Below are 13,381 nucleotides of genomic sequence, written 5' to 3'. Positions count from 1 at the left end.
CCCCGCCTCTTGGCGGGGGCCTTCCGTATGCCGAAAACTGAGGTGATGACGCAGCGCGCGGAACACTCCACTGTCATGGACCGCCTCGCCCTCGACGATCTGGTCACCGGGTACGCGATCGCCGTGGACGACGGGGACTGGCCCGGCTACCAGGCCCTGTTCACCCCGGACGGCCGGGCCGACTACCGCTCCGCGGGCGGCATCGAGGGCGGCGTGGCGGAGATCGCCGCCTGGCTCGGCGACATGCTGCGGAACTTCGAGATGCGGCAGCATCTGATCGTCAACCGCCGCATCACCCTCGCCCGCCGGGACGGCGCCCCCGGGGACACGGCCACGGTCCGGGCCGACTACCTCAACCCGATGCGGCTCGCCGGCCCCGCGACGGAGGACGAGGGCGGCCCGACCGCCCCCAACTACACCTGCGGCGGCCGCTACGAGTTCACCGCCCGGCGCACCGCCGACGGCTGGCGGCTGACCGGCGTCGTCGTCCACGAGAAGTGGCGTGAGGTGTGGTGCGGCGGTGAGTGACCACCTCCGCCGGCCGCCGGCGCCCGGTTCGGCCGTTGCGGCGACTCCTCTTCCGCCGCTCGCCCCGGCCGCGCACACTGGCCCTCCGACCGGCCGGGACCACCAGCAGGGAGGCCGCATGGACAGACCGTCCGTCCGCCGGACGCGGTGGCTCGGCTCCCCCTGGGGCCGAGGGGCGGCCGCCGTGCTCGCCGGCGCGGTGCCCGCGCTCGCCTTTCCCTCGCCCGCGTGGTGGTGGCTGGCGTATGTCGCACTGGTGCCCTGGCTGCTGCTGGTGCGGTCGGCACCGACCGTCCGGCGGGCGGCGCTGGACGGCTGGCTGGGCGGCACCGGCTTCATACTGGCCGTCCACCAGTGGCTGCTGCCGAGCCTGCACGTCTTCATCCTCGTGCTCGCCCTGCTGCTCGGTGCGCTGTGGGCGCCCTGGGGAGTGCTGGTGCGTGCGCTGCTGGGGAACGCGCCCACGGCGAGCGGGGCGGCGCGCGAGGGGCCCGGCCGGGCGGCGCACGGAGCTGCCCCTGCCGGCGGACGGCGGACGAAAACGGGCCGGCGCCACGCCGCCGCGCTGGTGCTGGTGCCGTCGGGCTGGCTGATGGTCGAACTGGTCCGGTCCTGGGAGTACTTGGGCGGCCCCTGGGGGCTGCTCGGCGCCAGCCAGTGGCAGGTGCCGCCCGCGCTGCGGCTGGCGTCGCTCGGCGGGGTGTGGCTGCTGAGCCTGCTGATCGTGGCCGTGAACACCGCGGTGGCCGAGCTGATCGCCCGCCCGGCGGCCCGGCTGCCCGCCGTCGCCGGGCTGCTGGTGTGCGCGCTGGCCGTCACCGCGGCCTGGTTCCGGGCGCCGGTCCCCCGCACCACGGGCACGGTGCGGGTCGCGGTCGTCCAGCCCGGCCCGACCGGCACCCCCTCGGCGCGCCTGGCCCGCAGCGAGGCCCTCACCCGGTCGCTGGCGGGCCGCGGGGTGCGCCTGGTCGTCTGGGGCGAGAGCAGCCTCTACAAGGATCCGGCGGACCACCCGGCGCTGGCCGCCCGCCTCGCCGCCCTCTCCCGGCGGACCGGCGCCGAGCTGCTGGTCAACGCCGACTCTCCGCACGCCGGGCGGCCGGGCATCTCCAAGAGCGCGGTGCTGATCGGGCCGGACGGGCCGACCGGGGACCGCTACGCCAAGATGCGGCTGGTGCCCTTCGGCGAGTACATACCGTTCCGTTCGGTGCTGGGCTGGGCCACGCGGGTGGGCAAGGCGGCCACCAGCGACCGGGTGCGCGGCACCCGCCCGGTGGTGATGCCGGTGGCCACCGCGGACGGACTGCGCATCGGGCCGCTGGTGTGCTTCGAGACCGCCTTCCCCGACATGAGCCGCCACCTGGTGCGCGACGGTGCGCGGGTGCTGGTCGCCCAGTCCTCGACCTCGACCTTCCAGGACAGCTGGGCGCCGGCCCAGCATGCGTCCCTGGCCGCGCTGCGCGCCGCGGAGACCTGGCGGCCGATGGTGCACGCCACGCTCACCGGCATCAGCGCGGTGTACGGCCCCCGGGGCGAGCCGGTCGGCGAGCGGCTGGGCACCGACCGCAGCGCGGTGGCGGTCTACGACCTGCCGCTGGCCGGGGGCACCAGCCCGTACACCCGGTTCGGCGACTGGGCGGTCTACGGGGCGATCGGTGCGCTGGTGCTCGCCGGGGCGGGTGCGGGGCTGCGGGCGCTCAGCAGGCGGCCTGCGCGAGGGCGTCGGTGACCACCCGTTCGCACAGTTCGTGGGTGCGCAGCGCGTCCTCGGCGGACGGCTGCCGCCCGGCCCGCACGTCGTCCAGGAACGCCAGCACGATCTGCTCGATCCCGCGCTGCCGGGCGACCGGCACCCAGTCGCCGCGGCGCCGGATGCTCGGCTGCCCCTTGTGGTCGATGACCTCGGCGAGGTTGACGACCTGGCGCCTGGTGTCCTGCCCGGAGACGTCGAGGGTCTCCTCCGCGGAACCGCTGAGGCGGTTCATGGTGCCGATGGCGGTGAAGCCGTCGCCGGAGAGCTGGAGCACCACGTGCTGCATCAGCCCGTTGCGGATCCGGGCGCGCACATCGATGTGGTCGACCTCGCCGGGGACCAGGAACCGCAGGGTGTCGACGACGTGGATGAAGTCGTCCAGGACGAGCGTGCGCGGGTCCTCGGGCAGGCCGATGCGGTTCTTCTGCATCAGGATCAGGTCGCGGGCGTGCTCGCGGCACTGGGCGTAGGCGGGCGCGAAGCGGCGGTTGAAGCCGACGGCGAGGCCCACCCCGCGGTCCGCGGCGAGGGCGACGAGGCGCTGGGACGCGGCGAGTTCGTAGGAGAGCGGCTTGTCGACGTAGGTCGGTACGCCGGCCTCGATCAGCCGGGTCACGATCTCGGGGTGGGCGGCGGTGGCGGCGTGCACGAACGCCGCGTCCAGTCCGGTGGCGAGCAGCGAGTCGAGGTCCTGGTGGAGCTGTTCCGCGCTCAGCCGGTGGACGGCGCCGACGCGCTGCAGGGTGGCCGGGGTGCGGGTGTGCAGATGCAGTTCCAGGCCCGGCTGGGTGCCCAGTACGGGGAGGTACGCCTTCTGGGCGATGTCGCCGAGTCCGATGCAGCCGACCTTCACTCGTGCTCCTTGGGTTGTGCCGCGGTCCTGGTGCCTCGCGTGCCGGAAGCATACGTGCCGGCCGGCGGCCGCCGGTCGGCGATCCCGTCCAGGGGCCGCAGCATCAGATCCGGTGCGAGGCGGGCGGTGACCGCCATCAGGACGGCGCGCAGGGCGCAGGCCGGCCGCGAGCGCCAGGTGGTGAGCCGGCCGATCCGCGCGGATCGGCGGACCACGTCCATGGTGTGCGGCAGCCGCTGCCGGGTGTACGCGGCGAGCGCGGCGCCCAGGTCGGCGTCCGGCGCGGCCAGGTGCGCCAGCACGACGGCGTCCTCGATGGCCTGGCAGCCGCCCTGTCCGAGGTTGGGGGCCATCGGGTGGACGGCGTCGCCGAGCAGGGCGACGCGGCCCCGGTGGAAGGCGGGCGGCGCGGCGGCCGCGGTGTACACGTCGTTGCGGAGCACCGCCGCCGGGTCCGCCGCGGCGAGGAGGGCGGGAACGGGGTGGTGCCAGGTGCCGAAGCGGCGCAGCAGCTCCGCCCGCTCGTCGTCGGCGGCCCGGCCGCCCGGCGGTACGGCCGCGGTGGCGTAGGCGTAGATCCGCCCGCCGGACAGCGGCACGGTGCCCCACAGGCTGCCGCGGCCCCAGGTCTCGTGCGCGTCGCGGACGCCGTCGGGGGCGGGGACGACGAAGCGCCAGGCGGTGAAGCCGGCGTAGCGGGGCGCGGGGTGGCCGGGGAAGAGCGTGCGGCGGACGGCGGAGTGGATGCCGTCGGCGGCGACGACGAGGTCCGCGGTCAGCTCCTCGCCGCCGTCCGCCGGGCCGGTGATCCGTACGCGCGCCGGGCGGTGCGGCGCTCCCGGGTCGCCCGCGTCGACGAGTGCGGCCCGGGCCCCGGTGCGGACCGCGCCGTCGGGCAGCCGGGCGGCGAGCAGGGACCACACCTCCGCGCGGTGGGCGACCACGACCGGGCCGCCGAAGCGCCGGGCGGCCGCGGCGTGGTCGGTGCGCGCCAGCCGGCGGCCGCCGGGGAGGCGGATCTCTCCGGTGGTCCGCCAGGCGGCCATGGCCCGTACGGCGTCGCCCGCGCCGAGGGTGTCCAGGGCGCGCTGGGCGTTGGGGGCGAGGGCGATGCCCGCGCCGCTCCCCGCCCGTTGCCCGGCCCCGGAGTCCGGCTCCGCCGTGGCGGCGCGCTCCAGGACGGTGACCGTCCAGCCGCCGCGGTGCAGTGCCGCCGCGGCGGTGAGCCCGCCGATACCGCCGCCGATCACGAGCGCGGTGCGCTGCCGCATCATGCCTCCCCTGGTGTGACCACTCCCGTGTCACTACAGGCGTAGTTGCCGGTTGGCCACTGACACTACACCCGTAGTCGGCGCGTTAGGCTCCCGGTATGAACTCCCGCAGTGACCGTGCCCCGGCGCCCGCCCCGCGCCGTGAACTGGTCGCCGATACGGCGCTGACCCTGCTCGCCGAGCGCGGGATGCGCGGGCTGACCCACCGCGCGGTGGACGAGGCGGCCGGGCTGCCGCAGGGCTCCACCTCGAACGTCGCCCGCACCCGTGCGGCCCTGCTGGAGACGGCGGTACGGCGACTGGCCGAGCGGGAGGCGGCGGTGCTGACGCCGCGGGAGATGCCGGGGATTCCGGCGGAGGGGGCCGGGCCCGCCCCGCGGCCGGACGACGCCGTGGCGGCGGTGGCCGAGGCACTCTCCCTGGCCCTGCACCGCTCGTTGACCCGGCACCGCGAGCTGCTCGTCGCGCGCTACGAACTGGCCCTGGAAGCGACCCGCAGGTCCGAGCTGCGGGCGGTCTACGACCGTGCCGGGCGGGCCTTCCGGGAGCCGGTGGTGGCGATGCTGGCGGCGGCCGGCTCGCCGGATCCCGAGCGGCATGCGCTCGGCGTGGTCGCATGGTGCGACGGGGTGCTGTTCTCCTGCACGGCGGGACAGTTCCATGCGGCCGTACCGACCCGCGAGGCGCTGCGCATGTCCTGCACGGAGCTGCTCGACGGGATGCTGCGGCGGTGAGGTGAGCCGCGGCACGGCGTGCGCCGCGGCGCGAGGTGACCTGCGGCGCCATGCGGTGCGCGGGCGCTGTCGCCGGGCAGCCCCGGGCTAGCGTGCGCCTGCGATGCCGTCGAGCCGCAGCTGCAGCCGGTCGATGGCGTCCCGGAGCCCCTGGCGGTACTCGCCGTCGGCGAGGGCGTTGGCCGAGGCCCGGGCGCGGCGGAGCTGGGCGCGGGCATCGGCCGGTCGGTCCAGGGCGGCGTAGTCGGCGGCGATGTTGAGATGCAGCGAGGGGAAGAACGCCCGGAGGGCGATGAGGGGGTGGCGGGGCCCTGGGCCGTCGGCGACCTTGGGCTCCTGGGGCACGGCGGCGGCCGGGGGCCGCTCGGTGACGAAGCCCTCGGCGGCCTCCAGGGCCCTGAGGTCCCAGTCGAGTTCGTCCCTGGGGTCGTCCTGGGTGTCGGCCATGTAGTGGGCGAGAGTGCAGCGGTGGAAGGCGTCTCCCTGCGGCCCGATCTCGTGCCACAGCGCCGAGAGACGGTTGCGTGCCTCCTCCCGGTCGCCCGCGCGATGCAACATGATCGCCTGGCCGATCCGGGTCAGCACCCCGTCCTCGGGTGTCGCCTCCCGCCGCTCGTCCACCACCGTGCACTCCGTATCCGTTCACCACGGCAGCTGCCGTTCCCTCGACGCTAACCGCCGGAGGGAACCTGCGCGCGGTGTGCGCGACGCACCGGGTGGTGGGGCCCGGCGTCCGACGGGCCCGCGGGCTCAGCCCAGGTCAGGGATGCGCCAGTCGATCGGGGCATGGCCCTGTGCGGCGACCGCCGCGTTGATCTGGGTGAAGGGGCGGGAGCCGAAGAACTTCTTCGCCGACAGCGGGGAGGGGTGCGCGCCCTGCACCACCGCGTGCCGTTCCTCGTCGATCAGCGGCAGCTTCTTCTTGGCGTAGTTCCCCCAGAGCACGAAGACCGCCGGGTCGGGCCGGGAGGCCACGGCGCGGATCACCGCGTCGGTGACCTTCTCCCAGCCCTTGCCCTTGTGCGAATTGGGCTCGGCCTCGCGGACCGTGAGGACGGCGTTCAGCAGCAGCACGCCCTGCCGGGCCCAGGGCATCAGGTAACCGTTGTCGGGGACCGGGTGGCCCAGCTCCTCCTTCATCTCCTTGTAGATGTTCCGCAGCGACGGCGGCGTCTTGACGCCGGGCTGCACGGAGAAGCACAGGCCGTGGCCCTGCCCGGCGCCGTGGTACGGGTCCTGGCCCAGGATGAGCACCTTCACCTGGTCGTACGGCGTCGCCTCCAGCGCCGCGAAGACCTCCTCACGGGGCGGGTAGACCGGCCCGTTCGCCCGCTCCTTCTCGACGAAGTCGGTGAGCTCCCTGAAATAGGGCTTCTCCCACTCCTCGCCGAGGACCCCGCGCCAGGACTCGGGCAGCATCTCGGTCACCACGTCAACAACCTCCGGTGTGCGTTGCGTTCTCCGTCGAAGAACCTACCGGCGACCACTGACAACGCGATCCACGGGCCGGGGCCCCGGCCCAGCGGGCGGCCGGTCTCAGGCGGTGTCGAGCCGGGCGCGCTGGACGGGGTCCAGCCGCAGGTCGAGCGCCGCCAGGGCCTCGTCCAACTGCGCCGGGGAGCTCACCCCGAGCACCGGCACCACCGGCACCGGGCCGCCCATCAGCCAGGACAGCACCACCTGGTTCACGGTGGCCCCGCACTCCGCCGCGACCTCCGCCAGCACCCGCAGCCGCACCACCGAGCCGGGATGGTCGTAGCGCTCCGGCAGCGGCCGGTCGGCACGGGAGTAGGCCCCTCCCATCAGCGTCCCATAGCCGAGCGGCGTCAGGTCGGGGTGCGCCGCCGCGTAGTCGAGGAGCTCCTCGTCGGCCTCCACCCCGCAGTCCCGGGTCAGGCCCCGTCGCGGCCGCAGGTAGGTGTGCCGCCGCTGTACGGCGCGGAAGCCGGGCAGCCCGCGCCCGGCGGCGGTCCGCCGGGCCTCGGCGAGCCGCCAGGTCCGGAAGTCTCCGGCCCCCAGGCTGCCCACGGTGCCGTCCCGGACGAGGCCGGCCAGCGCCTCGACGGTGTCGTCCAGCCGCACGCCGCGGTCGTCGCAGTGCGCGTAGAGGAGGTCCACCCGGTCGGTGCCCAGGCGGCGCAGACTGCCCTCGATGCCGGCGCGTACGGCCGGGCGGCCCAGCCCCTCGGCGTTCGCGGGCCAGCCTCCGCCCCGGGCCGGGTCCGGGCGGGCGCCCACCGCGGTGGCCACGACCGTGCGCCCGGCCGCGTCCCGGCTGCGCAGCCAGCGGCCGAGCAGCAGCTCGCTCTCGTCGCCGCGCGCGCCCGGGACCCAGCAGGCGTAGTGGTTCGCCGTGTCGACGAAGGTGCCGCCGGCCTCGGCGAACCGGTCCAGGATCGCGAACGCGGTCGGTGCGTCGACGGTGGTGCCGAAGGGCAGCGTCCCGAGGCAGACGGCGCTGATACGGGGCCCTTGATCACCGCCGAGCGTGCGGTAGTGCATGGCATGCCTCCCTGACAGGTCGCCCACGCGCGTGGTGCCGGCCCCGAGAGGGACCGGCACCACGCACTCTGCCTCTTGGAGTGCACACCAGGGCAAGGCCGCGCGGGCCCGCCCGGTGCCGTCAGACCCCGGCGTTGAGGAACAGACCGCCGTCGACGACCAGCGACTGGCCGGTGATCCAGCCCGAGGCGTCGGACAGCAGGAAGGCCGCGGCCCCGCCGATGTCCTCCGGGACGCCGAGCCGCGCCAGCGGGTAGCCGGCCGCCGCCTCCTCCTCGCGGTTCTCGTAGAGCGCGGCCGCGAACTTGGTCTTCACCACCGCGGGCGCGATGGAGTTGACCCGCACGCCCGGCGCGAACTCGTGGGCGAGCTGCAGCGTCAGATTCACCATCGCGGCCTTGCTCATCCCGTACGCGCCGATGAACGGCGAGGGCGCGAGGCCGGCGATCGAGGCGATGTTGACGATGGCGCCGCCGTTGTCCTTCTGCCAGGCGTGCCAGGTGCGCTGCGCGAAGCCGAGCGCGGAGACGACATTGGTCTCGAACACCTTGCGCGCCACGCCCAGGTCGAGGTCGGCGATGGGGCCGAACACCGGGTTCGTTCCGGCGTTGTTGACGAGGTAGTCGACCCGGCCGAAGGTCTCCATCGCGCGCTCGACGGCGACGGCCTGGTGGGCCTCGTCGTGGGCCTTGCCGGCGACGCCGAGCACCCGGTCGGCGCCCAGCTTCTCGGCGGCCTCCTTGAGGGCGTCCTCGTTGCGGCCGGTGATCACGACCCGGTCGCCGCGGGCCACCAGGGCCTCGGCGATGCCGTAGCCGATACCGCGGCTGGCGCCGGTGACCAGCGCCACCTTGCCGGAGAGCTCGGGGAGCCCGCTGTCCTGCTCGGTCATGTTCTGTACTCCTGGAGTCGGTGGGGCGGTCAGTTGAGCGGGCCGCCGGCGACGTACATGACCTGGCCGGAGACGAAGCCGGCGGCCTCACCGGTGAAGAACGCGATGGCGTTGGCGATGTCCTCGGGGCGGCCGACGCGCTGCACCGGGATCTGGGTGGCGGCCGCGGCCTGGAACTCCTCGAAGCCCATGCCGACGCGCTCGGCGGTGGCGGCGGTCATGTCCGTGACGATGAAGCCCGGCGCGACGGCGTTGGCGGTGACACCGAACTTGCCCAGCTCGATGGCGAGGGTCTTGGTGAAGCCCTGCAGACCGGCCTTGGCCGCCGAGTAGTTGACCTGCCCGCGGTTGCCCAGCGCCGAGCTGGAGGAGAGGTTCACGATCCGGCCGAACTTGGCGTCCACCATGTGCTTCTGGCAGGCGCGGGACATCAGGAACGCACCGCGCAGATGCACGTTCATGACCGTGTCCCAGTCGGTCTCGCTCATCTTGAACAGCAGGTTGTCGCGGAGCACACCGGCGTTGTTGACGAGGACGGTCGGCGCACCCAGCTCCGAGGCGACCCGGGCGACCGCCGCCTCCACCTGCTCCGCGTCCGCGACGTCACAGCCGACCGCGATCGCCTTGCCGCCGGCCTTGGTGATCTTCTCGACGGTGTCCTTGCAGGCCGCCTCGTCGAGGTCCAGTACGGCCACGGCGCGGCCCTCGGCGGCCAGCCGGACGGCGGTGGCCGCGCCGATACCGCGGGCCGCGCCCGTCACGATGGCAACGCGCTGCTCGGTGGTGGACATGCGGGTTCTCCTCACCCTCGAAACCTCGACAAGCGGTCCGCCGCACCGATCCCGTGGGTGAGCAACCGCTTAGTACCCTGAGCAGGCCTGACGCTAGAAGCCCGGCAACGCGCTGTCAACGTCCCACCACTGCGCCGTTGCCCACCTCACCTGCGGGACAGGGCGGCCCCTGGCGCAATCCCGTCGCACGACGAAGCGCCCGGAGCCGCCCCTCGGCGGTTCCGGGCGCCTTGAACGGGGCTCCCGTGCGCGCTCAGCGCACCAGCAGATCCAGCAGCCGCTCGGCCTCGACGGTGGGGTCGGCGGTCAGCCCGGTGTGCACCGGGCCCGGCTGGACGATGGTGCTGCGCGGTGCCATCAGCCAGCGGAACCGGCGTCCCTCGTCGTCCCCCGCCGCCTGTCCGGCGCGCTCGCCGCCCCGGCAGACGCCCTCGACGGCACCGAGCGCGGCCCGCACCCCCTCCACATCGGCGGTGGGGTCCAGGGCCAGCAGCCGGGCCTCGTCCAGATGGGTCCTGGCCTCGACGAAGCGCCGGGCACGGCAGTACACGACCACACCCGCATTGATCATCTCGCCGCGCTCGACCCGGGGAACGACCCTCAGCAGGGCGTACTCGAAGACATCGCGCCCGTTGTGCAGACCGGTCACTTCACTGCCCTCCGTACCAGCCTGGCGGCCAGCCATTCCGGCGCCTGCGAGGGCTTGTCCTCGGTGGGCTCCCCGATGATGATCCGGTCGCTGATCGTCCGGGCGCGGGCCAGCAGCGTGCTCACATACGCCCGGCGCAGCGCGTCCGGGGAGTCGAAGCCCGGCTCGTCGGCCAGCCACTCGTCCGGTACCTCGGCCGCGACCGCGGTCAGCAGCTCCTCGGTGACCAACGGCGCGAACTCCTCGGCCGCCGCCGCGACATCCGGCCCGAAGGTGGCCAGCACATGGTCGGAGGCGTTGTACGGCCGGGCCGAAGCCTGCGGCGCACTCGGCCAGTTGTGGTGCCAGATCATCGCCGCGCCATGGTCGATCAGCCACAGTTCGCCGTGCCAGACCAGCAGGTTGGGATTGCGCCAGGACCGGTCGACGTTGTTGATCAGCGCGTCGAACCACACCACCCGGCCCGCCTCGCGGGCACTCACCTCGAAGGCGAGCGGATCGAAGCCCAGCGACCCGGGGAGGTAGTCCATCCCCAGGTTGAGCCCCCCGCTGGCCTTCAGCAGCTCCTGGACCTCCTGGTCCGGCTCGCCCAGCCCGATGACGGGATCGAGCTGCATCCGCACCAGCTCCGGCACCCGAAGCCCGAGCCGCCGCCCCAGCTCCCCGCAGATGACCTCGGCAACGAGCGTCTTCCGCCCCTGCCCGGCACCGGTGAACTTGATGATGTAGGTACCGAGATCGTCGCCCTCGACGATCCCCGGCAGCGACCCGCCCTCACGCAGGGGCGTGACATAGCGGGTCGCCATGACTTCATTCAGCATGATCCAAGGCTCCGTCGCCCGTTCGTCTTACACTTCATGGTCAACTCCAACGTGGTGCGATCCGGGGACCGGCCGGTGCTGCCCGAACCCGTTCCCCGGCCCCGAACAGGGCCATCCTGCCCCGTCATTCAGCCGGGCCCCGCCCGCCGCCCGTCTGCGCGGGCTCCAGGGCCCGGGGGAGGCTCGGCGGCTCGAACATGTACCGCCGCGTGGACGTCCGCCTTGCCGACGGCACATCCGTGAAGGCCCGGCCCTGGCCGGCCGAGCGCCGCCCGCGTGTGATCACTCCGTGGCGCGCCCCTTCACCGGGCGGCCCCGGGGGCCGAGTGGCGGTCGAGGACAGCCTCGACGATCCTCATGAGCCGCTCACCCGCGCGCTCGACGCTTCCGTTCTGGGTGCTCACCTGGGCTCCTTCAAGGGCGAAGGTGATCTCCGCGGCCGCCTCGTCCGGATCGGGCAGACCGGCCCGGGCGCACAGGTCGGCGAGCCGGCGCACCTGGCCGGCCTTGTGGGCCTCGATCAGCCGGCGCGCCGGGTGGGTGCGGTCGGGCAGTTCCGCCACGGAGTTGATGAACGGACACCCCCGGTGGGAGATCTCGGGCAGTCCGTCGGCGATGAACCGGGCGATCCCCAGGATCTGCGCCCGGGGCTCGTCGGGGTGTGCGTCCTCCACCTGGTCGAACGCAGCGGTGTAGTCGGCCGCGACGATGCGGAGCCATTCCTCGACCAGTGCGTCCTTGGTCGCGAAGTGGCGGTACAGCGCCATCTTGGTGGTCTCGGCCCGGTTGGCGATCGCCTGGACGCCCACCGCCTTGATCCCCTCACGCGAGAAGAGCTCCTCCGCCGCGTCAAGGATCCGCTCCCGGGGCGGCAACTTGGCCACCCTGCTCTGCCTGCTGACCCTGTCCATGCTCGCCCTACGGCCCCTCGTCGGTCCGGCGGGGCGTTGCCCCGCCTGGCGGCAATGTTACGGTACCCACCAGTCCCGCACGATACCGATCGGTCTCATGAGATACCGATCGGTAGCGCGGGCCGGTATCACTTCTCCTGAACGGACGACATGAAGCTCTCCGAGTACGTGACCTACGACGGCGTCGCCCTGGCCGAGCTGGTGGCTCGCGGCCACGTGACTGCCGCGGAACTCGCCTCGACCGCCCAGCTGGCGTCCGACGCGGTGAATCCGCAGATCAACGCCGTCGTCGAGACCTGGCCCGCACAGGACACGCCGACTCCGGGCAGTACGCCACTGGCGGGGGTGCCCTTCCTGATCAAAGACCTCGCCGTCGCGATGGCCGGCAAGCGGGTGGAACTGGGCAGCCGCCTCGCCGCGGGGAACGTCGCCCGGGCCGACTCCTCGCTCATGGCGCGCTTCCGTCGCGCCGGGCTGGTGACGCTCGGACGCACGGCGACTCCGGAGTTCGCCTACAGCACCACCACGGAAGGCGTCCTGTACGGCGCCACCCGTAACCCCTGGGACCCGGCCCGTAGCCCTGGCGGCTCCAGCGGCGGCTCGGGAGCCGCCGTCGCCGCGGGCATCGTCCCGATCGCGCACGCCACCGACGCGGCGGGCTCCCTCCGCGTCCCCGCCGCCGGCAACGGTCTGTTCGGGCTGAAGCCGACCCGCGGTCGGATCTCCATGGGCCCCGACGCGGACGAGGTCTTCAACGGGCTCGCCGTCCACGGCGCCCTCAGCCGCTCGGTCCGCGACAGCGCCGCGCTGCTGGACCTCGTCCATGGCCCCGAGGCCGGTGATCCCTATGCCGCCCAGCGGCCGGAGCGGCCCTATGCGCAGGAGGTCACCCGCTCCCCGGGCAGCTTGAGGATCGGCCTCCTGACGCGGCCCTGGGGCGGTCGGACCGTCGACGCCACCGTGGTCGACGCCACACTCCGCTCCGCACGACTCGCCGAGTCCCTGGGACACCGGGTGGAAGGGGTCCGGGTCGGCCTCGGCGTCGGCTGGGAGGAATTCGTCCTGGCCAACGCCCGCCTCTGGAGCACCAATCTGGTGACGTGGATCGACGGCTTCGCCGCGGCCTTCGCCCGCCCCGTCGACGCCACCACCGTCGAACCCGAGATGCTGGCCGGTTACGCCTACGGACAGCAGGTCACCGGGGCCGAGTTCGTCCACGCGCTCGCCATGCGCAACGGCGTCGCGCGCGCGATCGGCCAGTACTTCACCGAATACGACCTGCTGCTCACCCCGACCCTGCCCGAACTGCCCGTCCCCTTGGGCACGTACGCCGAGGGAGCCGAGGGCGCCGACGGTCTCGGCTGGCTCAAACAGCTCTTCCACCGCTCGCCGTTCACCGCCGCGTTCAATGTCGCGGGCACCCCGGCCATGTCCGTGCCCCTGGAGACCGACCCGGTCACCGGACTCCCCATCGGCATCCAGTTCGCCGCGGGATACGGACGCGAGGACGTCCTCTTCCGCCTCGCCGGCCAGCTGGAACAGGCCGCTCCCTGGGCGCAGCGGACCCCCGCCGTGTGGGCGGGGGCCATGACAGCGCCGGGCCACGCGGGGACGGGCCGGTATCGCGTGCCCGAAGGCGGATCCGTCGCGCCCGCGTGACGTCGCCGGCTCCGTGC

General features: G+C 73.9%; 14 protein-coding genes. 4 read left to right on the top strand and 10 right to left on the bottom strand.

From position 1 onward, the window contains the following. Window positions 1–45 precede the first annotated feature (45 nt). Both AB0411_RS11305 and lnt read left to right on the top strand, forming a co-directional pair. A complete protein-coding gene (locus AB0411_RS11305; RefSeq protein ID WP_366417015.1) occupies window positions 46–528 on the top strand; it encodes a nuclear transport factor 2 family protein in 483 nt (160 codons plus the stop codon). Window positions 529–646: 118 nt separating this feature from the next. Next, window positions 647–2,257: an apolipoprotein N-acyltransferase gene (lnt, locus tag AB0411_RS11300; RefSeq protein WP_366417014.1), complete on the top strand. Its 1,611-nt coding sequence runs from the start codon at window positions 647–649 to the stop codon at window positions 2,255–2,257. On the opposite strand, the gene AB0411_RS11295 is transcribed toward lnt, so the two are convergent. Next, complete coding sequence (locus AB0411_RS11295) at window positions 2,226–3,134, bottom strand: Gfo/Idh/MocA family protein (protein ID WP_366417013.1); 909 nt, start codon at window positions 3,132–3,134, stop codon at window positions 2,226–2,228. The two genes, lnt and AB0411_RS11295, sit on opposite strands and share 32 nt — an antisense overlap. Continuing rightward, on the bottom strand, window positions 3,131–4,405 hold the full coding sequence (locus AB0411_RS11290) for an FAD-dependent monooxygenase (RefSeq protein ID WP_366417012.1): 1,275 nt from the start codon (window positions 4,403–4,405) through the stop codon (window positions 3,131–3,133). Before AB0411_RS11290 ends, AB0411_RS11295 begins: the two co-directional genes overlap by 4 nt. Before the next feature lie 98 nt (window positions 4,406–4,503). On the opposite strand from AB0411_RS11290, the gene AB0411_RS11285 reads away from it, so the two are divergent. Then, on the top strand, window positions 4,504–5,139 hold the full coding sequence (locus tag AB0411_RS11285) for a TetR/AcrR family transcriptional regulator (protein WP_366417011.1): 636 nt from the start codon (window positions 4,504–4,506) through the stop codon (window positions 5,137–5,139). A gap of 87 nt (window positions 5,140–5,226) precedes the next feature. On the opposite strand, the gene AB0411_RS11280 is transcribed toward AB0411_RS11285, so the two are convergent. The 8 genes from AB0411_RS11280 to AB0411_RS11245 form a co-directional block, all read right to left on the bottom strand. Next, window positions 5,227–5,760, bottom strand: coding sequence for a hypothetical protein (locus AB0411_RS11280; RefSeq protein WP_366417391.1), 534 nt, complete (start codon window positions 5,758–5,760; stop codon window positions 5,227–5,229). Between the two features lie 129 nt (window positions 5,761–5,889). Next, window positions 5,890–6,558, bottom strand: coding sequence for a uracil-DNA glycosylase (locus AB0411_RS11275; protein WP_366417390.1), 669 nt, complete (start codon window positions 6,556–6,558; stop codon window positions 5,890–5,892). 117 nt (window positions 6,559–6,675) lie between these two features. After that, entirely contained in the window at window positions 6,676–7,641 is a 966-nt protein-coding gene (locus tag AB0411_RS11270; RefSeq protein WP_366417010.1) for an aldo/keto reductase, read from the bottom strand. A gap of 121 nt (window positions 7,642–7,762) precedes the next feature. Then, window positions 7,763–8,533, bottom strand: coding sequence for an SDR family oxidoreductase (locus AB0411_RS11265; RefSeq protein WP_366417009.1), 771 nt, complete (start codon window positions 8,531–8,533; stop codon window positions 7,763–7,765). Window positions 8,534–8,562: 29 nt separating this feature from the next. Next, window positions 8,563–9,324, bottom strand: a complete 762-nt coding sequence (gene fabG, locus AB0411_RS11260; RefSeq protein ID WP_366417008.1) for a 3-oxoacyl-ACP reductase FabG — start codon at window positions 9,322–9,324, stop codon at window positions 8,563–8,565. 253 nt (window positions 9,325–9,577) lie between these two features. After that, window positions 9,578–10,009, bottom strand: a complete 432-nt coding sequence (locus tag AB0411_RS11255; protein ID WP_366417007.1) for a DUF3037 domain-containing protein — start codon at window positions 10,007–10,009, stop codon at window positions 9,578–9,580. Then, entirely contained in the window at window positions 9,970–10,794 is an 825-nt protein-coding gene (locus AB0411_RS11250; RefSeq protein WP_366417005.1) for a HipA family kinase, read from the bottom strand. The genes AB0411_RS11255 and AB0411_RS11250 overlap by 40 nt, the downstream gene beginning before the upstream one ends. A 302-nt stretch (window positions 10,795–11,096) precedes the next feature. Further along, on the bottom strand, window positions 11,097–11,705 hold the full coding sequence (locus AB0411_RS11245; protein ID WP_366417004.1) for a TetR/AcrR family transcriptional regulator: 609 nt from the start codon (window positions 11,703–11,705) through the stop codon (window positions 11,097–11,099). 150 nt (window positions 11,706–11,855) lie between these two features. Here AB0411_RS11245 and AB0411_RS11240 point away from each other — a divergent pair, with 150 nt between their 5' ends. Continuing rightward, entirely contained in the window at window positions 11,856–13,364 is a 1,509-nt protein-coding gene (locus AB0411_RS11240; protein ID WP_366417003.1) for an amidase, read from the top strand. Window positions 13,365–13,381: the final 17 nt, after the last annotated feature.

It is taken from the genome of Streptomyces angustmyceticus (assembly GCF_040701845.1).
GTDB lineage: Bacteria > Actinomycetota > Actinomycetes > Streptomycetales > Streptomycetaceae > Streptomyces > Streptomyces angustmyceticus_A.
Note: the sequence above shows the minus strand (reverse complement) of the source record. Positions and strands in the feature narration are given on the sequence as shown.

What these genes read in the sequence shown, in the direction of transcription:
- AB0411_RS11305 (WP_366417015.1), top strand. Translation starts at nt 46, where the DNA reads ATGACGCAGCGCGCGGAACACTCCACTGTCATGGACCGCCTCGCCCTC.
- lnt (WP_366417014.1), top strand. Translation starts at nt 647, where the DNA reads ATGGACAGACCGTCCGTCCGCCGGACGCGGTGGCTCGGCTCCCCCTGG.
- AB0411_RS11290 (WP_366417012.1), bottom strand. Translation starts at nt 4,405, where the DNA reads ATGCGGCAGCGCACCGCGCTCGTGATCGGCGGCGGTATCGGCGGGCTC.
- AB0411_RS11285 (WP_366417011.1), top strand. Translation starts at nt 4,504, where the DNA reads ATGAACTCCCGCAGTGACCGTGCCCCGGCGCCCGCCCCGCGCCGTGAA.
- AB0411_RS11275 (WP_366417390.1), bottom strand. Translation starts at nt 6,558, where the DNA reads ATGCTGCCCGAGTCCTGGCGCGGGGTCCTCGGCGAGGAGTGGGAGAAG.
- AB0411_RS11270 (WP_366417010.1), bottom strand. Translation starts at nt 7,641, where the DNA reads ATGCACTACCGCACGCTCGGCGGTGATCAAGGGCCCCGTATCAGCGCC.
- AB0411_RS11265 (WP_366417009.1), bottom strand. Translation starts at nt 8,533, where the DNA reads ATGACCGAGCAGGACAGCGGGCTCCCCGAGCTCTCCGGCAAGGTGGCG.
- fabG (WP_366417008.1), bottom strand. Translation starts at nt 9,324, where the DNA reads ATGTCCACCACCGAGCAGCGCGTTGCCATCGTGACGGGCGCGGCCCGC.
- AB0411_RS11255 (WP_366417007.1), bottom strand. Translation starts at nt 10,009, where the DNA reads ATGGCTGGCCGCCAGGCTGGTACGGAGGGCAGTGAAGTGACCGGTCTG.
- AB0411_RS11250 (WP_366417005.1), bottom strand. Translation starts at nt 10,794, where the DNA reads ATGCTGAATGAAGTCATGGCGACCCGCTATGTCACGCCCCTGCGTGAG.
- AB0411_RS11245 (WP_366417004.1), bottom strand. Translation starts at nt 11,705, where the DNA reads ATGGACAGGGTCAGCAGGCAGAGCAGGGTGGCCAAGTTGCCGCCCCGG.
- AB0411_RS11240 (WP_366417003.1), top strand. Translation starts at nt 11,856, where the DNA reads ATGAAGCTCTCCGAGTACGTGACCTACGACGGCGTCGCCCTGGCCGAG.